This is a genomic window from Nonomuraea sp. 10N515B (genome assembly GCF_052245915.1).
Classification (GTDB): Bacteria; Actinomycetota; Actinomycetes; order Streptosporangiales; family Streptosporangiaceae; genus Nonomuraea.
In genome coordinates, this window is the sequence record NZ_JBQQBQ010000094.1 from 1 (window position 1) to 21,732 (window position 21,732).

The following is a 21,732-nucleotide window of genomic DNA, read 5'->3' on the forward strand; positions in this document are numbered from 1 at the left end:
GGCTGAAGGACGCGCACGAGGCCCGGGTTGCAGCCCGGCGAGAACTACGCCAGGATCCCCTATAACCCCTCCCGCGACTGATGGGTATTTAAGACCCGATCTGGTGCATTTTCTCTGACACACCTCGTGTGGCCGCGTGACCGTCAGATGGCCCGATACGAGTTCAACGGTCACCTCCTCGTCGTCGAACATGAAGAACGCTTCGGTGGGCCACATGCTGGACCTGTCTGCGCCCAACGGGATGATGCCGAGCGACACTGCGGGCAGGGTGCTGACGGTTAGCAGGTGGCCGAGCTGGCCCGTCATGACGTCGGGACCTCCGATCGGCTGGTGGAGGACGTTCTCCTCAAGGATGACGACGAAACGGTGATCGCCTTTGTGAAGGACCTGCTGCTTGTCCACCCGGACCTGCACGGCGTCCTCGACGTCGTCGGCGAGATCGCGGCGCTGTTGGAGCGCGGTCAGTAGGGCGGTGATGTAGGCGCGCGTCTGGAGCGGGCCGGGTATGAGGTTGGGGGCGTAGAAGCGGAACTGCCGCGTACGCTCCCAGAGCGGCAGGACCGACTCCTGCGCGTGGCGGAGTCCTGTGCGTTCCATGTGCCGCCACTCGACGAACATGCCTTCGATCGCCTCCAGGGAGGTGATGAGGTCCTCGGCCTGCTCCGGAACTCCGCAGTGCTGGCACCAAGCCCGTACGTCGTGGGTCGAGGGTGGTCGATGGGCATGCTCGATCCGGCTGACTTTGGATGCATGCCAACCCGCCAGCCGCCCAAGCTCGCGGCCCGACAGGCGGGCGTCCTTACGGATCCGGCGGAGCCGGGCGGCGAGGATTTGGAGCGCCTCGTGTGCGCTGGATGATGACGAGGGCAAGGGTCAATCAACGTGGTAGTCGTGGTGTGGGATGGCACGATGCCAGACGGCCTCGAAAGCCTCGCTGCATAGCTTGATCACAGCAGGGTCGGTGACGTGCTCGACGTCCAACCAGTCGCCGTTGCCACTGAAGTGGTTGATCAGGAGCGTCTCCTGGTCGAACAGCCAGAAGTCGTTCCCGGGGAGCGCCAGATCAGTGGCCTGTCGGCGGGGAAGCCAACGCACCTGCTCACCTGCGCGGACGTTGGGAAAGGTGATGTCGTACTCGTAACGGATGTAGTCGCTCACGGGCTCAGAGACGATGCGGGCTCGCCTTACTTCGGCTCCCCGCGCGACGGCGTCCACGATGTTCTGGAGCCAGGGCCGCCACCAGGAGGAACGATCATTGGGAACGAGTCGGTGACCGGCTTGCCAGGCGTGGAAGTCTGGGTCGTCCAGCATGTACCCGTCGCGCATCTCCAGGTGCACGGCGGATCGTTTGCAGTGGCGTAGACCGTGATCAACCTCTGCGCCCGTGGTCACCGTTCACCTCCGGCAGGAACTGGAGCATGCGCTGGGGGATGCGCACGATCTCTTCACCGTCAGGAACCTTACCGATCTCGGAACGGGCGGCCGGGTCCGTGATCGTCCAGCCTTGGATCAGGAGGTCCCCCGTTTCGGTGTCTCTCCAGAGCGTTGGCGAGCCGCCGTTGGGGCTGTCAGGGTCCTTTCCGAGAAATTCCAGGCTCATCGGAGATCCTCCTCGCCGAGTGGACGCTTCGTGCCCGAGTTTGCGTCCTGAACGACAGCCCATCAAGAAGATTGCCCAAGGTTGCCAACCCGATTCGGGCCCACACCGCCGTACCGATCTTCGCCGCAAAGCTCGGCAACCTCGTTGAGGTGCGGCTGCGTGGATTCCTACCGTCACGGCTATGCCCCCTGAGCACGGCCCTCACCTGAAATTCGAACATGACGCGCAGTCCGCACCGATGATCCCCGAGTTCGATACCTGGGACGACGGAGGCCTGCTTTGCGGCCGGCACCGCGGCTCGGGAGACCTCATCCAAGCCGAGACACCGAGGAGCCTGGTGTTGTCGGCGTTGGCCAGGCGCGTGGTCCACACGTGGCGTGAGGCGGGAAGCGCTTGATGATGGCTCCGCAACCAGGGACGAGCGCCGCTGTTGCGGGTGCCGTTCCGCTGCGTGTCCCGTACGTCATCGCGTGGTCCGGCGAAGCCATCGAACACCGCCTGATGTTCGCTAAGCAGCACCCCTTCGGCGACATCCGAATCACCTATCCCGATCCACGTCCAAGCGATTGGGTCGCGGGTATCCTTCGGGGCCGTATCCGTCAGAATCGGCGCGGCCAACCGCTGTGGCGGATGCTGAACGTCAGACGTCAATGGCTGGCCATGCTTCGCGGCCTGTGCCAGGTCTGCGGGAAGACAGGCAGGGACCCCAGAACCGGGCGCATGTGGTGGGTGATCACCGAGACCGCGTTTCGCGCGATGAGCCAAGACAGCGGGCTCACCAACGCCCCGCCCACTTGTCCCGCGTGCATCCCCGAGTCGCTGGCCTACTGTCCCCAGCTCCGTAAGAACTCGGCGGTCTACACCGCCGCCAGCGCTGAACCGGTGGGGGTCCTGGCCGACACCTTCACCCTCGGTCCGGGCGGCACTGCCACCCACACCGGGCACAACATCTACGTCGGGTTCGACGAGTTCGCCCGTCACGCATCCTGCCTCGCCCTGCAACTGGTTGTCCGGTTGGACGGCATGCGCCTGGAGTCGATCCCCTGAAGCTGCTCGGCTCGTCGGCTGCGTGACCAGTGGCGGGCCGAGCTGGTGGCCCCGCGCATGACATACAAGGAGGGCGTGGGCGGGGCCACCTTCCACCGCTATCGCGCGGTGTGACCTCCGTGTAACTCGCCGCCCGAGCGGCCACCGGTCTTCACGAGCAGGAAAGGGACGGGAGCCCGAAGCTCGACAAGGACGGCAAGCCCCGATGGCGGTGGAACCCCCGGCACGGGAAGTGGTACGGACGATACGAGGCCCCGCCGACCGCCGACGGCAAGCGGCGTCAGCCTCGCGTCGGCCCGTTCGCCACGGAGAAGGTGCCTGGCCGCGCTCAACGAGGCGCAGGGGCAGGTGAACCGTGGCGAGGGGCTCGGGGGCCGCAAGCTGACTGTCGGGGCCTACCTGGACCGCTGGCTCCGTGGCCGTGAGGAGGCGGAGGGCGATCTCAAGGCGTCCACCCTTTCCTCCTACCGCGAGGCTCTCGATCTCTACTTCAAACCGGGCCTCGGCCACCTCCGGCTCATCGACCTGCGCGACGACGACGTGCGCGATCTCTACTCCGCCATGCGGAAGATCAACCAGCCGGAGGCCGAGACCGACAAGTCCGACCTCCTGCGGCGGTTGCTGGAAGCGAGGGCGAAGCGGGCGGGCAAGAGGTACTCCGCCCGCCCCCTCACGACGGCCAGGATCAAGCGCATGCATGCGGTGCTGAGCAAGGCTCTGAACGATGCGGTCGCGTCCGGGAAGATCAGCCGTAACCCGGTGGTCGTGATCAAGTTCGGCAAGGCGTCCAAGTAGCGGGTGAAGAATCGTCCACTGCTGTGGACAACCGAGCGGGTCGAGCGGTGGAAGGAGACGGGGACCGTACCCGCCAAGGTCATGGTCTGGAGTCAGCACCACTGCGGGGCCTTCCTCGACCACATCACCGAGAACAAGGAACGCCTCTACGCCCTGTACCACCTGGCCGCGTTCTGGGGCCTGCGTCGCGGTGAACTTGTCGGACTCGACTGGGCAGACGTCGGATTGGAGACGCGGCGAATCCACATCCGCCAGTCCCAGCCCGACGACGAACTCGACGACACCAAGTCGGAGAACTCCGACCGCAAGCTGACGATCGACGACGAGACCACCCGCGTCCTCAAGGCGTGGCGCAAGGCCCAGCTCGAAGAGCGCATGCACTGGGGTGAGGCGTGGGTGGACTCCGGGCGGGTCTTCACGCAGGAGAACGGCGAACCCCTCAACCCCGACTACGTCTCCCGGCACTTCATCACCCTGTACGGCCGGGCCAAGCTGCCGCCCGTCAGGTTCCACGACCTCCGCCACGGCGCCGTCACCATGCTGCACGCAGCGGGCGTCTCCATGAAGGTGATCAGCGAGACCCTGGGCCACGCCCGCGAGTCCTTCACGAGCGAGGTGTACGTCAGCGTGGCCGAAGAACTCCAGGAAGAGGCCGCGCAGGCAATCGCCGCGTTCGTGCCGCGCAAGAGCCGTATCTGACCGCCTGTGCCATCTCCGTGCCATCTGGAGCCCGAAATGATCTCCGACACGAGAAAGGGAGCATGTGATCTCTCACATACTCCCTGCTCACAAGCGGAGGATCGGGGATTTGAACCCCGGATGGTGTTGCCACCAAACCGCATTAGCAGTGCGGCGCCATAGACCTGACTAGGCGAATCCTCCCGGAAGCCGTTGTGGCTCAGCACAGCGTACCGGCCTTCTGGCGAGGCGGCAAAGCGATTCCGCTCCCCGCCTATCCACACCGTTCACCAAGAGTTATCAACAGGCTGTGGGTAACTGGTTGTGGATGAAGCCCGCCCAGAGCGTGGGCGGGCTTCACGGGCTGTGGATAACCGTAGCCGGACAGAGCATGGGCTCAGGCAGCGGGGTTGGCCTCGCCCTCGATCTCGATCTTGATCTTCTTGCCCACCAGCACGCCGCCGGTCTCCAGGGCCTGGTTCCAGGTCAGGCCGAAGTCCTCACGGTCGATCTCGGCGCTGATCGAGTAGCCCCACACCTCGGCACCCCACGGGTTCGTGCCCGCGCCACCGTACTCGACGGTGAGCTCGACCTCCTTGGTGACGTCACGGATGGTGAGGTCGCCGACCACGGTGAACTCGTCGCCGGAGTGGCTGACCACGCGGGCGCTCTTGAAGGTGATCTCCGGGAACTTCTCGACGGACAGGAAGTCGTCGCTGCGCAGGTGGCCGTCGCGGTCGGCGACGCCGGTGTGGATGCTGGCGGTCTTGATCGTGAGCTCGGCGGTGGACTCCAGGGGGTTCTCGGCAATCGTGACCGAGCCACTGAAGTCGCCGAAGTGGCCGCGGACCTTGCTGACCATCATGTGCTTGACCGAGAAGCCGATGGTGGTGTGGGCGGCGTCCAGGTTGTAGGTGCCGGCGGCGGGGATGGCCAGGGCCTCCCAGGTGCGGGTGGTCATGGGGTTCTCCTTATTAGGAAGGTTGCACTGCGGATGTCTGCGGCAACAAATGTCTACACGAGGAATATTCCTCTCGTCAACTATCGTCGGTTAAGGTATGAACGTGATGAACTTTGACGACCCCCGGCTGACGGCTGTCGGGCTGCTGGCGGAAGTGCATGCCGGTCTCATGGCCAGGCTCCAGCCGGCGATCGCGGCGGCGAGGTTGTCGGAGATCGACTTCGAGGCTGTCCTGCGGCTGGCCCGGTCCCCAGGGGAACAGCTGCGGATGAGCGATCTCTCGGCGCAGACCGGCCTGTCCACGAGTGGCGTGACCCGCGTCGTCGACCGGCTCGAGCGCGAAGGGGTGGTGAGGAGGCGGGCGTGTCCCAGTGACCGCCGAGCGTCCTACGCCGTGCTGACCGATGCCGGGCGCGAGCGGCTGCAGTCCGTGCTGCCACAGCACCTGCAGGACATCGACGACACCTTCACGAGCCTGCTCGACGCGGAGGAGCTGGAGGCGTTTCTGGCTACTCTGCGGAAGATCCGGGATGTGGTGCGGCCCTGCGCCACCGCCGGCGCGGGCGAGGCCGGAGTGGAGGGCGGGGTGGACGCCTGCGTGGAGGCCCTGACGGCAGGTTCGCCGGACCAAAGGGCCCAAAGGGCCCACGTCCCCGCCCCCACCCCCGCCGAGCCCGAGGTCGCGGTCGACTCGGCTTCTTCCTCCGCCTCCTGACCACGCCCAGACCCGAAGCGGATCATCCTCCCAGTCCCAAAGCGGTCCGCAGCTTGGCCATCCCCCGCGACACCGTGCTCTTGACCGTGCCGACGCTGATCCCGAGCTTCCTGGCGATCTCCGGCTCCGTCATGTCCTCGTAATACCGCAGCACGATCGCCGCCCGCATCCGCTCCGGCAGCTCCTCCAACGCCTGCTCCAGCCGTTCGTGCACCTCCCCCCACACCACGGGGTCGGTGACGATCTCCGGCAGCTCGTCGGAGGGATACTCCTCCAGCTTGCGCCGCCGCCACTGCGAGATGTTGATGTTCACCATCGCCCGCCGCACGTACCCGTCCAGCGCTCCCCGGTCCTCGATGCGCTCCCACGCCAGGTACGTCTTGGTCAGCGCGTTCTGGAGCAAATCCTCCGCGTCCAGCGGGTGCCCGGTGAGCTGGTGAGCGGCGCGCAGCAACGCCGGACCGCGGGTCCTGACGTACTCGCGGAACTCTTCTTCCCAACCGGTGGTCTGCATCGTGGCCAGAATCGCAGCCTCATGCCCTATTAGGCCTGAACCGGAATTCAGGTTTCGGCCCGCCGACGATAAAGGTCAGTCAAGGTCGGTGGCGGATTCTCCGCCGAGGGATGTCAACTCCTTCTCCAGGGGATGCGTATTTTGCTCTCTTCTGCGCCACCCGGCGTGAGCGGTCCCCGAGTCGTGTGAACCTAGTACCGAGCGAGGGAGGGGCGGATGGGCTATCCGAGCGTCGAGCGCCGCCGGGTGCTCGCCGCGGCCGCGCTCGGCCGCGATCCGGGCATACCAGGTCCTGACCCAGGCGATGGACAACCCATCAACGCGGTCACCGGGGAGGTCCTTGACGTCAGCCCGCATCTCATCATCATCGAGACCCCGGACGGCACGGAGGAGCGACTCGTCATCGCGCCGTGGGCCACCGCCTGGCACGGCGGCGACACCGCACCCGCCGATTTGCCCGTGGGCTCCATGGTCATGATGCGGGCCCTGCGCGACGGGCGCGTGGTCGAGCGGATCTGGGCGGACACCACGCGCATCACCGGGACGATCCTGTCGATCAGCGGGCGCAAGGACCTGACGGTGGAGCTCGACTGCGGGCCGCATCGCGGGCACCGTACGATCGTCATCCCCTACCGGGCGTCGGGCCGGCTGCAGGTGCGGCATCCCAAGTTCGAGCCCGGCTACCTGTTCGACGCGATCGGCGTCAGGCGCGACGGCGCGGGATTGGCCCTGCTGCCGGCGACCTCGCAGCCGGCGTACCCGGCGCGGGCCGTGCCGGACCCGCCGCCCGCGTACGCGGGCCTGCAGTCGCGGATCTCGGGCACCGCGACGTGGTCGGACACGTTCGACGAGGAAGAGCGGGGGGCGGCCTATCCCATGCTGGAGCGGGCCGACACCGGCTGCCCGGACGTCGGCGCGTCGTGCGCCGGCCTGCCCTACCTCGCCCTCGGCTCCCTCCTGCAGATCAGGAACGTCTGCTCCAACCGCTCCGCCAACGTGCCGGTGGTGGCGTGCGGGTGCGTGGCCGGGCGGTTCTGCGACCGCTGCGTTGAGTGCGACACCTCGCCACGCGGGCGGATCGCGGAGTTGTCGCCGTTCGCCTATGTGGAACTCGGCGGCGATTTGGTGAAAGGCTGCTTCAACGCTCAGATCGGATTGGGGTGACACGCGTGCTGGAATCGCAGTTGCCGATCCTGATCGTGCTACTCGTCCTGGGCACGGTGGCCAAGGTGAGCACGGCACGATCCGGAGGTGAGCCTGGGGCGCTGTCCAGGCTGGGGCCGGCGGTCCTGGTGCCGGGCCGCATGCAGACGCCCGCGCTGCTGGTCTGCGCGGCCGGTGAGATGGTGCTGTCCGTCGGGCTGCTGCTGAGCACGCATGCGATCCTCCGGTGGGGTACGCTCGCGTTCTTCGCGCTGTCCACGTACGTGCTGCTGGAGCTGCGCAGACGGCGGCCCGATGCGGGCTGCGGCTGCTTCGGCGAGGTGAGCTCGGCGCCGGTCGGACTGCGCTCGATCGCCCGGACGGTCGTGCTGACCGGGATGGCGGCGCTCTCGCTGTGGGCTCCGGTGACGGGCTGGGTGGCTGCGACGCGGCCGTCGTGGCTGACGGCCGCCGGGCTGCTCGTCCTTCTCGTGTTGTCGCCCGAGATCGAGGAGATGATCGATCGGGTACGCTACCGCGCGCCGTGCGAGCAGCGCCGCGGCCCCGCCGAGTCGGTCACCCTCGCCATGCTCCGGACAAGCGGCACCTGGCGGGCTCATCGGGACGAGCTGGCCTCGGCCGAGCCGTACGACAGCTGGCGCGAGCTGTGCTGGCGCTTCTTCGCCTTCCGCAACCACGAGCAGGAAGACGTCGTCTTCGCGGTCTATCTCAGCGGGCGGCGCCCCGCGGTGCGGATGGCCGTGGTGAGCGCGCAGGACAGCGGCAGTCTGCCGGAATATACGCCAGTATCGGCCTGACGCTAGAGAGCCGTAGATTTCTCTCGACAACGCAGGCAGGCATGGTCATATGGCTCTATTGGGCTGTCTAGCTTCCCCACTAGACAGCCCAATAGAGGTCTAGGGGCGCCGCTCAGACCGGTTGAGCGCGCAGGAATTTCCCGAAATGCGGCACCGTGAACGCGATCAGCCCGCGTTCGGCGCTGTAGATGAGCCCTTTCTTGATGAGGCTGTCACGGGCGGGCGAGAGGCTGGACGGCTTGCGCCCAAGGGCGTCGGCCACGTCAGCGGTGGCGACCGGCTCGTCGCCGATGTGCGCCATGGCGTGCATGTAGTCGCGCTCGGCCGGGGTCGCCCGCTCGTAGCGGCTGCCGAAGAAGCCGACCGCGAGCTCTTCCTCGGCCTCGGGCGCGGAGACCTTGACGTCCTCGATGGTGATCGGGCTGCGTGGCGCGAGGTCCCAGGCGACCTTGCCGTAGGCCTGCACGAAGTAGGGATAGCCGTCGGCCGCCTCGTAGAGCGCATCCAGGGCGTCCTCGGTGAACTCCACCTCCTCCTCCCGGGCCGGCAGGATCAACGCGAGATCGGCCGCGTCCCGGTCGAGCTTGTCGATGCGCGCGTAGCGGAAGAGCCGTTCGGAATAGCTCTTGCTGGCCGACAACACGCTGGGCAGGTGCGGCAGCCCGGCGCCCACCACGATCAGCGGCCCGCCCGTCTGCGACAGCTCGTGACAGGCGGCGCAGAGCGCGGAGACGTCGGCGGCCGGCACGTCCTGCATCTCGTCGATGAACAACGCGATGCCGACGGCCAGGTCGGTGGCCACACTGGCGGCGTCGACGAACAGCTCGGTGAGGTCGATCTCCAGGTCGCCCGAGTCGGCGCGCCCGCGGCTGGCGGGCACCTCGATGCCGGGCGACCAGTGCGAGGTGCCCTTGGCCGCCGCGGGGTCGCGCATCGCGAACGCCTTGAGCACGCCGAGAAACTCCTCGATCCGCTCGGGCGCGCGGTGCCGCGGGGCCAGCTCCCTGATCGCCATGTGCAGCGCGGCCGCGACCGGCCGCCTGATCGACTGGTCGGGCCTGGCCTCGATCTTGCCCGTGCCCCACAGCCGCTGCATGGCCATGGACTTGAACGTGTTGAGCAGGACGGTCTTGCCGACGCCCCGAAGACCGGTGACGACCATGCTCCGCTCGGGGCGGCCACGGGCGACACGCTCGAGCACGACCTCGAACTGCTGCAGCTCTCGGTCACGCCCGGCGAGCTCCGGGGGACGCTGTCCGGCTCCGGGGGCGTAAGGGTTTCGCACAGGGTCCACGCTCTCGGACTTTATTGCCGGATATAGCGGCCGTCTTAGATTTGGGAAGAAAGTGCTACGGCGTGTCCGAGCAGGGGCGGGCGCGAGCACCGTCACCGGACACACCCCCTCTCACCAGGCCGAACCCTTGTTCGATTGCGGTACCTAAGACTGTAGCGCGGACTCGAACACCTATGCGATGGTTTCGAGTAAAGATCTTTGCTACAGGTGCTCAACTTGGCAGCCGTACCACCCGGGCAATAGCGTTCGCACCATGCGGACCTTCGCGAATGTTCAGGAGCTCAAGGCGGCCGTCGGCGAGACGTTCGGCCCGACCGAGTGGCGCACCGTCACTCAGGAACAGGTCAACCTCTTCGCCGAGGCCACCGACGACCACCAGTGGATCCACGTGGACGTGGAGCGGGCCAAGGAGGGGCTGTTCGGCGGGACGATCGCGCACGGCTATCTGACCCTGTCGCTGCTGCCGGCGTTCATGTTCGAGATGGTCAAGGTCGAGGGCATCGCGATGGGCGTCAACTACGGCCTGAACAAGGTCCGCTTCCCCAGGCCGGTGCCCGTGGGCGCGCGGATCCGGGCGGTGGGCGAGCTCACGGACGTCAAGGGCACCCCGGCCGGCTATCTGTCCAATCTGAAGCTGACGGTCGAGATCGAGGGCGAGAGGCGCCCTGCCTGTGTGGCCGAGACCCTGAGCTTGTACGTACCCGCCGAATAACCCGGCGTTTCACGTGCAACAGTGACGACGGTACGGCTGCGTGCTGTCCGGCCATTCCGAGGACGTCGCGATGTAGCGGTCACATGATGATCGCGACGACGGCCACGACGGCGAGGAGCCCGAGGTAGGCCAGCACCAGCCGGGTGTCCCTGAGCAGGCACTTGCTTCGGGTCAGCCCGGCTCGCCGCGCCTTCCAGTAGCCGGCGAACCCGAGCACCGCGAACCCCAGCACCGCCCACGGCCCGAGCAGCCAGGCCAGGAGCGCGACGGTCGCGTACACGCACAACCTGAGCGGGTCGTACGGCTGGCCCTTCGCCGGAGTCCCGCTGGAGCGCGGATCGTACGGCTGGCCCTTCGCCGAAGTCCCGCCAGAGCGAGGATCGTCCGCCGTCACGACGTCACCGCCGACAGTCGTTGACGGGAGAGTTGCGGCCAGGCCTGTACGGCGCAGAACGGCGCGCACTGGTCCTGCTCGGCCCGCGTGCCCACGTGCACGCAGCACTGCGTGAGCCGCTCCTCGATCATCGTGGAGATGTCCATGAACGGTTTGATCGTGATGCGTACCACCCGCTCCCCCAGCATCCTGCGCAGTTTCCTGCGCCGGCCCGGGAGCGCCGAGGAGGCGAGCGTGAGGAGGGTGGAGACGCCGAGGTCGCAGTTCTCGCAGATGTTCCGCCACAGGTCGCCGATCTGCGGGTGGGACAGCGACGACTGCTCGGACAGGAGTCCGAGCAGGGATTCCTGTACGGCAAGCCGCAGTTCCTTCGGAATCTCGCTGTCGGCGATGCGGTTGGAGACCAGGCCCAGGTTCTCCTTGAGCCGGTCGTGGCCGATCAGCGCGGTTAGGGAGCGCCACTGCTGGGCGTCGTCGCGGATCAGGTAGCCGACCGAGCAGCAGTGGGGGTGGGAGCAGGGCAGGGCGGTGAGGTCGCGCCAGGTCACCAGGCCGCCGGTCTGCGGGCCGAGGCGTTTGAGCACGCCGGTGTGGGTGAGCCGGTTCATCGGGTCGATGGTGCCCGATCGGCCCGAGCCGAACTGGGGTTGCAGGGAGACGCCTCCGACGTACGGGGTGTCGAGCGCGAGGCGTACGACGTCGCCGACCTCGCCGTCGTTGACGCCCAGTGCGGCCGTCATGACCAGGGTGGTGAAGATCTCACGCGCCGACAGGCGCTCGAGGGCCGTGGCCTTGAGCCGGCGCAGGTCGCCGCCTCGGTGGTGCCTCGAGGCGTGCTCGGAGGAGCCGTCGTACTGCAGATAGACCTCCACCCGCTCCCTGTGCTCGGTGAGGAGGTCGAGGAGAGAATCGTCCCTGGCGATGAGGACGCCGTTGGTGTTGATCAAGATGCGGGTGATCGGGCGCTGTTCGAGCTCGGTCAGCAGGGTTTTGAGCTCGGGGTGGAGAGTGGGCTCGCCGCCGCTCAGCATGAGGACGTCGAGGCGGCCGTTCTCCCTTTCGAGACGTTGGTCCACGTTCGCGAGGATGTCCGGGACCGGGACGACGCCGGCGAGGTCAGGGGAGCTGTCGGCGAAGCAGGTGGGACAGCGCAGGTTGCAGGTCTCGGCGATGTCCTCGAGGAGGATGCAGGTGTGCTGGGTCTGCATCTCGGGGAGGCCGTTGAGGTACGCGAGGGGGATCGGAGCAAAGTTTCCCGACATATCCGGCACGTGGTGCTTGGTCGGGGCGGTCCATTCCTCCAGGTATTTGAGGATTTCTGGGTCTTCGTCGTACAAAGTCCGGATCAGGCCGTGTTCGCGGCAGCCCCGCTCCAGCCATACGCGGCCCTCGCGTTCGGCCAGGTAGCCGCTCAGGCGCTCGACCTTGTCCAGGTCCTGGCCGTGGCAGTGCGGGCAGAACGCGTTGACGTACCTGAGGATGCGGTCGCCCCGCAGACCCATCCCTGTGTTCATGCCATGACCTTCCGCTGGAAAAGGGGATCGTAATAACCGCGCCGCCAGCCGTACGCGAGCCGGAACGCGAGCAGCGGCAACCCGACGAGCAGGAAACACTGTGGCCCGGTCAGGCCGAGCCAGAGCGTGTCGTTGGCTCTGGTGAACTCGACGAGGAACCGGAAGGCGGCATACCCGGCGAGGTAGAGGGTGAGCAGCTCGCCGGGCTGTGTGAGCCGCTTCCGTGCCCACATGAGCGCTGCGAATGCGGCGAGCTGGAAGATGATCTCGTAGATGAACGACGGGTGCATGGCCTGGCCGGCCAGGCAGCCGGGGCATTCGGGGGTCGTCGCAGGGGCGTGCACGCCCCAGGGCAGGTCGGTGGGCCGGCCCGGGGCCTCGGTGAGATGGCAGCCGATCCTGCCCACCGCCATGCCGAGCGCCACGGCCGGGGCGAACAGGTCGCCGGTGCGTTCCTTGTAGCCGATGATCTTCTTGGCGGCGAGCACGCCGACGTACGCGCCGGTCAGGCCGCCGAGGATGCTGCGGGAGCCGTACAGCCAGAGGTTCTGGAGGTCCAGCGTCTCCAGCCAGCCGGCCAGGCGCATGCCGATGGCGCCGCCGACCAGGGCGCCGGTGACGGCTATCAGCGACTGTTCGTTGAACGCGCCCCGTCTTCTCGCCTCGCGTACGAAGACGACGGAGGCCACGAAGACGCCCAGGCCAACGAATATCTCGTGAAGGGGAAGCATGTCAGGCGTACAGACCCGGGTTCAGGCCGGTGCAGATCCCGGCGGACAGGATCGACCACAGCGCCCACCCGATCATGAGCCCGAGGCCGAGGCCCCGGGACCAGGGCTGGCGGATGATCACGAGGGCTATGCCGGCGCCCAGGCCGACGATGGCGAGGACCGCCGTGCCCACCACCACGGGGAGGATGTTGGAGCCGTTCGTGCCCATGGCGGCGAAGAAGACGAGGAAGCCGACGATGACGTTGACCACGCTGTAGAGCGCCAGGCCGGCGAACGCGAGCGCGACGACGACGCCGGTGGAGGACCCGCTGGACGGAGGCGGCGGTGGTCCGTACGGGGGCTGCCAACGGTGGTTCGGGTCGGGCGGCGGCATGCTCATCGGTCGGTTCTCCCCCACGTCTCCATCGGGCTGGAGGCCAGGCTAGGGGCGGGCGATTGCCATCGGATCACAACGTCCATCTACGCGTACAGGCCCGGGTTGAGCCCCGTGCACCAGCCGGCCGTGACGATCGACGTGAGCGCCCAGCCGATCATCAGACCCAGCCCCAGCCCTAGGGACCACGATCTCCGCAGCAGCACGAACACCAGCCCCACACCGATGCCGACGAGCGCCAGGAACCCGGCCCCCACCCCGAACGCCACCTCCGACTCGAACGCAAAGGCGACGAAGCCGGTGATCACATTGATGACGAGATAGCCGAAGAACCCGGCGAACGCCAGCCCGACGATCAGCCCCGTACGACGAGGCGGCTCCTGCTGTGGCCCTTGAGGTGGCCCCTGAGGCGGCTCAGGCGGCGGCGGCATGCTCACGTCGCACACATTACGGCGCTAAGTGCCGCCTGAGTAGTAAATCGCCGCCTGTACCCGGCTCTTCAGTCCCAGCTTGTTCAGCACCCGGCTGACATGCGTCTTCGTCGTGGCCTCCGCCATGTCCAGCTCTCTGGCGATCTCGGCGTTGGACATGCCGCGCCCGATGCAGGCCAGCACCTCCCGCTCGCGCGGCGTCAGGCTGTCCGGACCGGCCGCCGGCTCCCGCCGCGACGGCGTCACCTCCCCGGCGAAGGCCGCGATCAACTTCCGCGTGACCGCCGGCGAGATCAGCCCATCACCACGCGCCACCAGCCGGACCGCCTCCACCAAGGACTCGGCGTCGGTGTTCTTCAGCAGGAAACCGGCAGCACCCGCGCGCAGGGCGCCGAAAACGTACTCGTCGACATCGAACGTCGTCAGGATCAGCACATCGCTGATCCCCGCCAGCTCCCTGGTGGCCGAGATGCCGTCGAGGCGTGGCATGCGTACGTCCATCAGCACCACGTCGGGTCGGAGCTGCTTGGCCATGGCCACAGCCTGCTCCCCGTCACCCGCCTCGCCGATCACCTCGATGTCCGGCACGCCGCCGAGGACCAAGGCGATCCCGGCCCGGACCGCCGCATGATCGTCGGCGACCAACACCTTGATCGTCACCTGTCACGCACCTTCCTGCCGTACGTCGACCGCAATCGGCCCCGCCCCATTCCCGTGGAAAGTCTGATTGTCAGAGGTAGGCAGCACGGCGAGCACCCGCCACCGGCCCCGCCCCATGCCGTCCTGCCCACCAGGTCCGGCATCGAGGGAACCTCCGACCAACGAGGCCCGCTCCCGCATGCCGATCACGCCGGCCCTCGCCCCCGGCAACCGCGCCGCGCCTGCCCCTCCCACCACGTTGTCTACGGTCACCACGACGCGCCCGGCCTCATAGGAGACCACGACGTCAACCGGCGAGTCCCCATGCTTGAGCGCGTTGGTCAACGCCTCCTGCAGAATCCGATAGCCGGCCAGGTCAACGGAGGCAGGCACCTCACGGGCATCCCCGTCGACCCGCAATCCGGCAACGAGCCCCGCCCGCCTGACCCGCTCCACCAAGGTCTCCGCATCGGCCAGCCGCGGCCGAGTGGCCTCAGGCTCCTCCCCTTCCTGCCGCAACAGTCCGATCATGGACCGCATCTCGGCCATCCCCTTGACGCTGTTCTCCCGTACGGACTCCATGACCTTCCGAACCGTCTCCGGATCGAGGTCCTTACGAGAGAGCGCAGCCGTGGACTGGATGGCGATCGCGCTGAAGTGATTGGCGATCATGTCATGCAGTTCGCGCGCCATGCGCGTACGCTCCGCGGCGATGGCCGCCTGCCGATCCAGCTCCGCCAGATGCGCCACCTGCTCCGCCCGCAGCCGCTCGGCCGCCGCCCGATCTCGCTGCTCCCGCAGCACCAGCGCAGTCGTGACCGGCGTGACCAGCACCAACCCCGCCTGGATCCCCATCACGGCCAGCGCTCGCCAGTCCTGAGCGATGAACCCGGCCACCGCCCCACCCACCACCGCCAGCGTGGCCGTCACCCCCAGCAGCACCCGAGCAAACCGGGCCGGCCCATAGAGCACGGCCGCGTAGAGGTTGTCGGTGAACACGAGCACGGTCCCCAAGGACGGCCCCACGAACCCGTCCACGGTGACCGCGACCACCCCGAGCCCCAGAGACAAGAGCGGCGCCCGCTGCCGCACGAGAACCCCAGCACAAGTGATCGCCAAGGGCACGACGAGCAGCCACTCGGGCACCCCGCGCTCGACATAGGCGCCACCCGCGATCAGCACCACACCCGCCGCGAAGGCCACCACAGCCCCGAACACGACCCACTTCATGCTCCCTATCCCACCACCCCAGCCCTCTGCCGCCCTCCTGCGAGGGACCTGCCTGTGGATACACACTTCGATGTATCCACAGGCGCGGGGGAACCAGCCGCGGGGGCCATGATTGCGTTAACTGGTTCGAGGCACTCCCCGGAACCCGCTATGCTGGCTTACGCAACGAGCGGCCGTAGCTCAATGGATAGAGCATCTGACTACGGATCAGAAGGTTACGGGTTCGACTCCTGTCGGCCGCGCTTACTAGAAAGGCCCGCCACCAGGGATTCCCTGGAGCGGGCCTTTGTGCTTGTCAGGACAATCTCGGGATCTTGCTAACACACCTGCTAACACGAGTCCTCCTCACTCCCCGATCGCTTCGGCGAAGGTATCGGCGGCTGATGCTTCGGCGGCCCGGATTACGTGGGCATAGACCCAGAGGGTGATCGAGGGGTCGGCGTGGCCGAGCCGGGCCGCGACGACGTGGACCGGGACGCCGGCCAGGAGCAGAGTCGTGGCGTGGATGTGGCTGTGGTGAACACGTGATCGCTCGTACCGCGCCGCTCAGGACCGAGCTGGAGCTGTCCTCCACACACTCCGTCAAGTCGGTGATTCAGATGTCGGCCGAGATGGCCGCAGCGCGAGGCGTCAACGCGGGTTCTCGGGAAGGTCGATGCCGGTCACGACGGCCAGGTCACCGACCGGAATACCCAGCGCGGTCGCGAGTCTGGCAAGCAGATCAGAGCTCAGCTCCTTAACGCCGCGACCGATCCCCCATCGCGGGACCTCACCGGCGTGACCACGTCGTCGTGAGGCCCGGCATGGGGGCCGCGGGCTCCCACGTCAAAGACCCTCTCGGATCGTCTGAGAGGGCCTTTCCCTGCGTATCGGTGGAAAGTGCGCGAAGCTGCCGTTCAGCCCGCCGCTGTCACTCTCGCGCGCAGGCACCGAGGTAGCCGGCCAGCATCGCCCGGGCGACCCGTTCGATGTCCTCGTCGTCAGGGAGGAACCTGTCGCTGTGCAGTGAGACGTCCGTGTTCGTCCCGACGAACAACATGACCGAGGGAACGCGCTGCGCGAAGAACGAGAAGTCGTCCGCCCCCACCGACCGGAGCGTGTCACAGACCTCCATGCCCTGCGAACGCAGCAGCCGGGACGTCCGCGTCACCAGGAGCGGGTCATTATCCAACACCGGCTCCCCCCGCACGAAGCTCACCTCCCCATCGCAGCCGTAGGTCCGCGCCACCGACTCGGCCACCTCGACGACCCTGCGGTGCAGCAGGTCGCGGGTCTGTGTGGACAGCGCCCGGATGGTGCCGCGGGCCAGCGCCGTTCCGGGCACGACGTTCGCCGCGCTGTCCGCTCGCAACGACGACACGCCGACCACCGCCGGCATCATCGGGTCCACGGACCGGCTGACGACGCCCTGCAACGCGACCACCACGTGCGACAACGCCAGCACCGGGTCGCGGGTCAGATGCGGGTACGCGGCGTGCCCGGACCGGCCGCGGATGCTGATCTCGAACTCGTCGGAGGAGGCGTTGACGCCGCCCGGCACGCAGGCGACGACTCCAGGAGCGAGGACCGGCTGCAGGTGCGCGCCGATCATCGCTTCGCAGCCCTCTGCGTCGAGCACGCCGCTGTCGACGATGTCCCGCGCTCCCGAGGGGTAGGTCTCCTCCCGTGGCTGCAGCACCACCAGCAGCGGGCGGGGGCCGCCGGCGGCGTGCATGGCACGGGCCAGCGCGACCAGCGCGGCGAGGTGGACGTCGTGCCCGCAGGCGTGCATGACGCCGGGGGTCTGCGATCGCCAGTCGACGCCGGTCGCCTCGGTCACCGCCAGGGCGTCTAGCTCGCCGCGCACTCCCACGGCCGGTCCGGGCCCGCCGATGCGTACCACCCCGCCGGTCTCGGCCACTTTGGTCAGTGCAAGGCCGGCCGGGAGCGCGGCCAAGACCGCCTCGCGGGTGGCGGACTCATCGCCCGACAGGTCCGGCGCCGCGTGCAGCCGCCGGCGCAGCGCCAGCGCCGCGGGAATCTCCCGCCGCAGGGCCGCGAACAGCTCGGCGTGCTCAGCCATCGCACTCCACATCAGAGTCCAGTCGGTAGACGCGGGCCGCGTTCGAGCGCCCGATCATCGTCGCCACCCGTACGGCATCCGCGAGGGTCCACTCGCCTTCGTCCACCCACGCCGCCAGGGCCCGGGTCATACCGCGCCGCCACAGCAGCGCGCCGAGGTAGTGCAGCTCCGGCGGGCCCCACGCATCGGAGGAGTAGAGGATCTTGGCGAACGGCGCGAGCTCCAGGCTCTCGGCGACGATCGCACCCGAGCGGGCGCCGGTGTAGTTGACGGCCAGCCCGACGTCGAAGTAGACGTGTGGGAAGACCTGGGCGAGGTAGCCCGCGTTGCGCTGGTACGGGTAGCAGTGCAACAGAAGGATGTCGGTCCCGGTCGGCTCGATCGCCTTCAGCCAGCGGGTGAGCAGCAGCGGGTCGCAGCGGTGCAGCTCGACGTCAGGGTCGCCGTAGCCGGTGTGGAGCTGCAGCGGCAGGCCGGTCCGTACGCCCTCCCACAGCAGCATGCGCAGCAGTACTGGGTCGGCGACGCGCGGCGCGGCACTTTCGTCGATGGCGCGCAGCCACGCGCCCGCCGCGTTCCGCACCTCGGCGTCGGACGGAGGCGCCGGGTCGAAGTCGAAGCCGTGGCGGTAGGCCAGGATGCTCTTCAGCCCCACGGCGTGCCGGACCCGCTCGTGCAGCGCCGTCCGGAATGCGGCGCGCAGGCCCGCGGCCGAGGCGCCCGCGCCGGCCACGTCCTCGAGCACCGACTCCAGCCGCACCACCTCGTCGGCGCGGCCGCCGCTCCAAGCCGCCATGGCTGCCGGATCGAGAATGCGCTCGCCCTTGTAGCCCGTCTCCACGAGCCAGTGGTCCGTGCCACTGGCGCGCAGGAAGAGGCGGGTCAGCTCGTCGGGCGGCAGAGCAGCCCGCGCGGCCCAGTAGTCGTTCCCGCCCGCCGACGGCTCCAGGCCGAGCAGTGGCGCGCAGTGCCTGCGGATCGCGAAGCCCAGCTGTGAGTCGAACTGGGTCATCCACGGCGGTATCGGCCGGTCGGACTCAGTGATCGTCTCCTCGAACGCCGGCCGGTCCACCGCCTCGCGCAGCGCGCCGTGCACGTGATGGTCCACCAGGCCGATGGCGGCGATCCGGGCTTCGAGGTCAGTGGACATCCGCGACCCTCCGGCACAGCTCCTCGGGGGTCAGCCCGTCGACCAGCGTCAGCTCGGCGCGCTTGACGTCGAGGTAGGTCCGCAACAGGTCGTCGTCGAACCATCCGCGCACGACGTCGTCCTTGGCCAGCTCGTCGAGCGCCTCGCCGAGCGATCCCGGCAGGGGCGGCACCCCGGCCAGGTCGTCCTCCGAGCAGTCCTCCGGCCACACCGTCGGCTGGTCGTAGCCGGCGGTGAGGCCCTGCAGCCCGGCTCGGACGAGGACACCGAGGACCAGCCACGGGTTCGCGGTGGCGTCGGCCGCGCGATACTCGAGGTTGAGCTGCCTCGCCGGGTCGCCTCCGCCCAGCGACGTGGTCGGGCAGATGCGCAGCAGGGCCTCCCGGTTGCGCTCGGCCAGGAAGACGCCGCCGGCGCTCCATCGGTGCGGGGTGAGCCGCAGGAACGAGGCCGGGCTCGCGGCGGTGACCGCGGTGACGGCGCGGGCGTGCGCCAGCACCCCAGCGGCGAACCGGCCGCCGATCTCCGACAGCCTGCCGGGCCGCGCAGGGTCGTACAGCACCGGCTCCCCGGTCTCGGCGTCGCGCAGCGACAGGTGGACGTGCACACCGTTGCCGGTGCCCGCCGGGTCCAGCAGCGGTGCGAACGTCACCCGCCGGCCGGTGCGGCGGGCGAGGTCGCGGACCAGCTCGCGCAGCAGCACGGCGCGGTCCGCAGCCGTCATGGCGTCGTCCGGCCGCAGAGTGATCTCGAACTGCCCGTCGCCGTACTCGGGGAGCCACGTCTCCGGCGCCAATCCGGCCTCGGCCAGCAGCCCGACTAGCCGTGACCCGAACGGCTCGACGTCCCGGAACCGCGTGAAGGAGAACGGCGGCGAGGCCTCCAGCCCGTCGACGACGAACTCGTGCTCGAATGACGCCACCACCTCCAGCCCGGCCCGCCGGCGCAGCTCGGCCAGCGCCGTGCGGGCGAATGTACGCGGGCAGCATGGCCATGGCGAGCCGTCGGGCAGCACCTGGTCGGCCAGGTAGAGGCGGACGCCGGGACGCCCGTCGCCCGCCGGGACGTCGATGCCCGTCGACGCGTCGGGCAGCAGTCGCAGGTCGCCGGTCGAACCGAAGACGTTCTCCTCGGCGATCGGGCCGAAGCTGGTGATGGCCAGGTCGGCGGGGACCCACCCGACCCCGGTGTGCAGCACCTTGGCCTGGTCGGCCGCCGGTACGGCCCTGCCGCGGGTCTGGCCGGCGAGGTCGCAGGTCGCGACGAAGATCAGCGGGATGTCTGTCATGTCACTTTCGGTCAATCTCGGTACGGTGCGACGGGCGCCGCCAGGTCCGGCAAGTCACCTCTGGTGTTCCACGCGTGCGGCCTCGCCATCCGCACCGGTTCGCTCGCCGGTCGTCTCTCCGGCTGCCTGCCCGGTCAGCTCGGCGGTGAGCCGTTCGCCGATGCGGCGGGCGAGGCCTGGCCTGGCCAGGATCACCACGACACCCAGCAGGCACCAGGCAGCCGCGATCCACGGGAAGAAGGAGTACGGCGCTTCCTGGCCCGTGGACTGCTGGAAGAAGACGAACAGTAGGTACGCGATGCCGGCCGTGGGCAGCACCGCCTCCCAGCGGCGGATCGCCGAGCGGCCGGAGAAGGTGAAGGCGATGACGCCGACGCCGGCCGTCCCGTAGGCGACGAGGATGCACAGCACGCCCAGCGTGGCGAACCAGTAGTAGGCGTCGAAGGCGCTCACGCCGCCCGCCCAGACGGCGGCGTCGAGGACGAACGCCACCACGGCCACGACGACGAGGGCGACGCGAGGGGAGCCGGTGGCCGGGTCGACCCTGGAGAGCACCCGCGGCCCGAACCCGTCGCGGGACAGGGCGAGGAGCATGCGGGCGGCGGCGGCCGAGGAGGACAGTGCGCTGGCGAACGCCGAAGCCACCGCGGTGAAGGCCACCACCAGGGCGAACCACGTGCCGATGTAGCGGCTGGACAGCACCGACAGCGGCGACTCCGCGTTCGCGAAGGCATCGACGCCGGCCTGGTCGGTGCCGAAGCCGATGGTCTCGGCGAACATCATGACGATGTAGAGCGCGCCGGTGAGCAGCACGCTGCCGACGAGCGCGCGCGGGATGTTGCGCTTGGGGTCGGCGGTCTCCTCGCCCAGCGAGGCGCACGCCTCGAACCCCGCCCAGGACAGGAACGCGAAGACGGTGGCCGTCATGATCGTGCCGAAGCCGGTGCCGCCGGTGGTGAACGTGGACAGGTCCAGGCCGGTGGATCCCCCGCTCCCCGCGGAGCCTCCTGCGCCGTCGCCCGCGCTGCCGACGATGACGGCCGCCAGCACGAGCATGGCCGCGATGCCGATCCCCTCGATGATCAGCAGCGTCCTGGCCGTGATGCGGGTGTCGCGGCCGTTCACGACGGTGGCGCCGACCGCGGCGACGAGGGCGATGACGATCCACGGGCCGCCGTCCTCGATGCCGAGCGCCTGGAGGAACGCCTGAGAGAAGACCGCCGTGGCCGCCAGGGTGCAGGTCAGGAAGAACAGGTAGGTGCCGAGTAGCGCGATGCCCCCGAAGAACCCGGCCCTGGGGCCAATGGTGGCTCCGGCCAGCGCGTAGACGGAGCCGGCGTGGTTGAAGTGCTGGGTCAGCCGCCAGAAGCCGTACCCGACGAGGGCGACGCCGACCAGCCCCAGCACGAACACCAGCGGGACGGCCTTGCCGACGGTGGCGGCGACGCCGGGCCCGTTGAGCCCCATGGCGAGCGTCGGCCCCATCAGGCCGACGGAGAGAGCGAGCGCCTCCCAGAGGCGGAGTTTACGAGGGACGCGGGATTCGGCCATGCTGCGGCCTCCAGAGGGGCGCGATGGAGGGGAGAGGGTGCCGCTATGAAACAAGCATTTCAGTCACCCTGTCAATACGTGCCCTAAGAAAC

24 protein-coding genes, 2 tRNA genes and 1 pseudogene are annotated in these 21,732 nt (G+C 68.6%); 8 read left to right on the forward strand and 19 right to left on the reverse strand.

The window, feature by feature from the left end; all coding sequences use genetic code 11:
• The 4 genes and pseudogenes from ACTWQA_RS54445 to ACTWQA_RS54460 form a co-directional block, all read right to left on the reverse strand.
• The coding region (locus ACTWQA_RS54445) for a DUF5753 domain-containing protein (protein ID WP_443166716.1) at positions 1-618 on the reverse strand (618 nt) is incomplete at its 3' end.
• Positions 619-669: 51 nt separating this feature from the next.
• Positions 670-870: pseudogene (locus tag ACTWQA_RS54450) on the reverse strand (helix-turn-helix domain-containing protein); the annotation flags it as partial.
• 3 nt (positions 871-873) lie between these two features.
• Entirely contained in the window at positions 874-1,392 is a 519-nt protein-coding gene (locus tag ACTWQA_RS54455) for a DUF6879 family protein (protein ID WP_443166689.1), read from the reverse strand.
• Positions 1,370-1,600, reverse strand: coding sequence for a hypothetical protein (locus ACTWQA_RS54460; protein ID WP_443166690.1), 231 nt, complete (start codon positions 1,598-1,600; stop codon positions 1,370-1,372). Before ACTWQA_RS54460 ends, ACTWQA_RS54455 begins: the two co-directional genes overlap by 23 nt.
• Positions 1,601-2,230: 630 nt before the next feature.
• On the opposite strand from ACTWQA_RS54460, the gene ACTWQA_RS54465 reads away from it, so the two are divergent.
• The 3 genes from ACTWQA_RS54465 to ACTWQA_RS54475 all read left to right on the forward strand — a co-directional run bounded on the left by ACTWQA_RS54465 (position 2,231) and on the right by ACTWQA_RS54475 (position 4,141).
• Positions 2,231-2,647, forward strand: coding sequence for a hypothetical protein (locus ACTWQA_RS54465; RefSeq protein WP_443166691.1), 417 nt, complete (start codon positions 2,231-2,233; stop codon positions 2,645-2,647).
• A gap of 348 nt (positions 2,648-2,995) precedes the next feature.
• Positions 2,996-3,442, forward strand: coding sequence for a hypothetical protein (locus ACTWQA_RS54470; protein ID WP_443166692.1), 447 nt, complete (start codon positions 2,996-2,998; stop codon positions 3,440-3,442).
• Between the two features lie 3 nt (positions 3,443-3,445).
• Positions 3,446-4,141: a site-specific integrase gene (locus tag ACTWQA_RS54475; RefSeq protein WP_443166693.1), complete on the forward strand. Its 696-nt coding sequence runs from the start codon at positions 3,446-3,448 to the stop codon at positions 4,139-4,141.
• A gap of 94 nt (positions 4,142-4,235) precedes the next feature.
• On the opposite strand, the gene ACTWQA_RS54480 is transcribed toward ACTWQA_RS54475, so the two are convergent.
• Positions 4,236-4,324 (reverse strand) — tRNA-Ser (locus tag ACTWQA_RS54480).
• Between the two features lie 193 nt (positions 4,325-4,517).
• The gene (locus ACTWQA_RS54485; protein ID WP_443166694.1) at positions 4,518-5,081 is read right to left on the reverse strand and encodes a YceI family protein; all 564 of its coding nucleotides are present in this window, start codon (positions 5,079-5,081) and stop codon (positions 4,518-4,520) included.
• Positions 5,082-5,187: 106 nt separating this feature from the next.
• Here ACTWQA_RS54485 and ACTWQA_RS54490 point away from each other — a divergent pair, with 106 nt between their 5' ends.
• On the forward strand, positions 5,188-5,796 hold the full coding sequence (locus ACTWQA_RS54490; RefSeq protein WP_443166695.1) for a MarR family winged helix-turn-helix transcriptional regulator: 609 nt from the start codon (positions 5,188-5,190) through the stop codon (positions 5,794-5,796).
• 22 nt (positions 5,797-5,818) lie between these two features.
• Here ACTWQA_RS54490 and ACTWQA_RS54495 read toward each other — a convergent pair whose 3' ends face one another.
• Positions 5,819-6,310 (reverse strand): SigE family RNA polymerase sigma factor, encoded by a 492-nt coding sequence (locus ACTWQA_RS54495; protein WP_305914118.1) that lies wholly within the window; start codon positions 6,308-6,310, stop codon positions 5,819-5,821.
• Positions 6,311-6,526: 216 nt separating this feature from the next.
• Here ACTWQA_RS54495 and ACTWQA_RS54500 point away from each other — a divergent pair, with 216 nt between their 5' ends.
• Entirely contained in the window at positions 6,527-7,474 is a 948-nt protein-coding gene (locus tag ACTWQA_RS54500) for a hypothetical protein (RefSeq protein ID WP_305914117.1), read from the forward strand.
• Between the two features lie 5 nt (positions 7,475-7,479).
• Positions 7,480-8,271, forward strand: a complete 792-nt coding sequence (locus ACTWQA_RS54505) for a MauE/DoxX family redox-associated membrane protein (protein WP_443166696.1) — start codon at positions 7,480-7,482, stop codon at positions 8,269-8,271.
• Between the two features lie 112 nt (positions 8,272-8,383).
• Here the strand turns inward: ACTWQA_RS54505 and ACTWQA_RS54510 are convergent, their stop codons facing one another.
• Entirely contained in the window at positions 8,384-9,565 is a 1,182-nt protein-coding gene (locus ACTWQA_RS54510; RefSeq protein ID WP_443166697.1) for an AAA family ATPase, read from the reverse strand.
• Positions 9,566-9,818: 253 nt separating this feature from the next.
• Here ACTWQA_RS54510 and ACTWQA_RS54515 point away from each other — a divergent pair, with 253 nt between their 5' ends.
• Entirely contained in the window at positions 9,819-10,277 is a 459-nt protein-coding gene (locus ACTWQA_RS54515; protein ID WP_443166698.1) for a MaoC family dehydratase, read from the forward strand.
• A gap of 79 nt (positions 10,278-10,356) precedes the next feature.
• Here the strand turns inward: ACTWQA_RS54515 and ACTWQA_RS54520 are convergent, their stop codons facing one another.
• The 7 genes from ACTWQA_RS54520 to ACTWQA_RS54550 all read right to left on the reverse strand — a co-directional run bounded on the left by ACTWQA_RS54520 (position 10,357) and on the right by ACTWQA_RS54550 (position 15,589).
• Complete coding sequence (locus ACTWQA_RS54520) at positions 10,357-10,671, reverse strand: hypothetical protein (protein WP_443166699.1); 315 nt, start codon at positions 10,669-10,671, stop codon at positions 10,357-10,359.
• Positions 10,668-12,185, reverse strand: a complete 1,518-nt coding sequence (locus ACTWQA_RS54525; RefSeq protein WP_443166700.1) for a radical SAM protein — start codon at positions 12,183-12,185, stop codon at positions 10,668-10,670. The genes ACTWQA_RS54520 and ACTWQA_RS54525 overlap by 4 nt, the downstream gene beginning before the upstream one ends.
• Positions 12,182-12,916, reverse strand: coding sequence for a prolipoprotein diacylglyceryl transferase (locus ACTWQA_RS54530; protein WP_443166701.1), 735 nt, complete (start codon positions 12,914-12,916; stop codon positions 12,182-12,184). The genes ACTWQA_RS54525 and ACTWQA_RS54530 overlap by 4 nt, the downstream gene beginning before the upstream one ends.
• 1 nt (position 12,917) lies before the next feature.
• Positions 12,918-13,295, reverse strand: coding sequence for a hypothetical protein (locus tag ACTWQA_RS54535; RefSeq protein WP_443166702.1), 378 nt, complete (start codon positions 13,293-13,295; stop codon positions 12,918-12,920).
• A gap of 80 nt (positions 13,296-13,375) precedes the next feature.
• Entirely contained in the window at positions 13,376-13,726 is a 351-nt protein-coding gene (locus tag ACTWQA_RS54540; protein ID WP_305914107.1) for a hypothetical protein, read from the reverse strand.
• Positions 13,727-13,744: 18 nt separating this feature from the next.
• On the reverse strand, positions 13,745-14,380 hold the full coding sequence (locus ACTWQA_RS54545; RefSeq protein ID WP_443166703.1) for a response regulator: 636 nt from the start codon (positions 14,378-14,380) through the stop codon (positions 13,745-13,747).
• 3 nt (positions 14,381-14,383) lie between these two features.
• On the reverse strand, positions 14,384-15,589 hold the full coding sequence (locus ACTWQA_RS54550) for a sensor histidine kinase (RefSeq protein ID WP_443166704.1): 1,206 nt from the start codon (positions 15,587-15,589) through the stop codon (positions 14,384-14,386).
• A gap of 169 nt (positions 15,590-15,758) precedes the next feature.
• Here ACTWQA_RS54550 and ACTWQA_RS54555 point away from each other — a divergent pair.
• Positions 15,759-15,831: transfer RNA gene (locus ACTWQA_RS54555), tRNA-Arg, on the forward strand.
• Between the two features lie 668 nt (positions 15,832-16,499).
• On the opposite strand, the gene ACTWQA_RS54560 is transcribed toward ACTWQA_RS54555, so the two are convergent.
• Genes ACTWQA_RS54560 through ACTWQA_RS54575 form a run of 4 tightly spaced genes read right to left on the reverse strand, consistent with a single transcriptional unit; the run spans position 16,500 to position 21,640 of the window.
• Positions 16,500-17,651, reverse strand: coding sequence for a M20 metallopeptidase family protein (locus tag ACTWQA_RS54560; protein ID WP_443166705.1), 1,152 nt, complete (start codon positions 17,649-17,651; stop codon positions 16,500-16,502).
• Positions 17,644-18,801, reverse strand: a complete 1,158-nt coding sequence (locus ACTWQA_RS54565) for an amidohydrolase family protein (protein ID WP_443166706.1) — start codon at positions 18,799-18,801, stop codon at positions 17,644-17,646. Before ACTWQA_RS54565 ends, ACTWQA_RS54560 begins: the two co-directional genes overlap by 8 nt.
• Complete coding sequence (locus ACTWQA_RS54570) at positions 18,791-20,089, reverse strand: glutamine synthetase family protein (protein WP_443166707.1); 1,299 nt, start codon at positions 20,087-20,089, stop codon at positions 18,791-18,793. The genes ACTWQA_RS54565 and ACTWQA_RS54570 overlap by 11 nt, the downstream gene beginning before the upstream one ends.
• Positions 20,090-20,143: 54 nt before the next feature.
• Complete coding sequence (locus ACTWQA_RS54575; RefSeq protein WP_443166708.1) at positions 20,144-21,640, reverse strand: APC family permease; 1,497 nt, start codon at positions 21,638-21,640, stop codon at positions 20,144-20,146.
• Positions 21,641-21,732 lie beyond the last annotated feature (92 nt).

Excerpts from the sequence above, each read along its gene's own strand:
- ACTWQA_RS54575 (WP_443166708.1), bottom strand. The coding sequence starts at position 21,640 with ATGGCCGAATCCCGCGTCCCTCGTAAACTCCGCCTCTGGGAGGCGCTC.
- ACTWQA_RS54460 (WP_443166690.1), bottom strand. The coding sequence starts at position 1,600 with ATGAGCCTGGAATTTCTCGGAAAGGACCCTGACAGCCCCAACGGCGGC.
- ACTWQA_RS54490 (WP_443166695.1), top strand. The coding sequence starts at position 5,188 with ATGAACTTTGACGACCCCCGGCTGACGGCTGTCGGGCTGCTGGCGGAA.
- ACTWQA_RS54560 (WP_443166705.1), bottom strand. The coding sequence starts at position 17,651 with ATGGCTGAGCACGCCGAGCTGTTCGCGGCCCTGCGGCGGGAGATTCCC.
- ACTWQA_RS54570 (WP_443166707.1), bottom strand. The coding sequence starts at position 20,089 with ATGACAGACATCCCGCTGATCTTCGTCGCGACCTGCGACCTCGCCGGC.
- ACTWQA_RS54535 (WP_443166702.1), bottom strand. The coding sequence starts at position 13,295 with ATGAGCATGCCGCCGCCCGACCCGAACCACCGTTGGCAGCCCCCGTAC.
- ACTWQA_RS54530 (WP_443166701.1), bottom strand. The coding sequence starts at position 12,916 with ATGCTTCCCCTTCACGAGATATTCGTTGGCCTGGGCGTCTTCGTGGCC.
- ACTWQA_RS54485 (WP_443166694.1), bottom strand. The coding sequence starts at position 5,081 with ATGACCACCCGCACCTGGGAGGCCCTGGCCATCCCCGCCGCCGGCACC.
- ACTWQA_RS54515 (WP_443166698.1), top strand. The coding sequence starts at position 9,819 with ATGCGGACCTTCGCGAATGTTCAGGAGCTCAAGGCGGCCGTCGGCGAG.
- ACTWQA_RS54550 (WP_443166704.1), bottom strand. The coding sequence starts at position 15,589 with ATGAAGTGGGTCGTGTTCGGGGCTGTGGTGGCCTTCGCGGCGGGTGTG.
- ACTWQA_RS54500 (WP_305914117.1), top strand. The coding sequence starts at position 6,527 with ATGGGCTATCCGAGCGTCGAGCGCCGCCGGGTGCTCGCCGCGGCCGCG.
- ACTWQA_RS54565 (WP_443166706.1), bottom strand. The coding sequence starts at position 18,801 with ATGTCCACTGACCTCGAAGCCCGGATCGCCGCCATCGGCCTGGTGGAC.
- ACTWQA_RS54465 (WP_443166691.1), top strand. The coding sequence starts at position 2,231 with ATGCTGAACGTCAGACGTCAATGGCTGGCCATGCTTCGCGGCCTGTGC.
- ACTWQA_RS54525 (WP_443166700.1), bottom strand. The coding sequence starts at position 12,185 with ATGAACACAGGGATGGGTCTGCGGGGCGACCGCATCCTCAGGTACGTC.
- ACTWQA_RS54495 (WP_305914118.1), bottom strand. The coding sequence starts at position 6,310 with ATGCAGACCACCGGTTGGGAAGAAGAGTTCCGCGAGTACGTCAGGACC.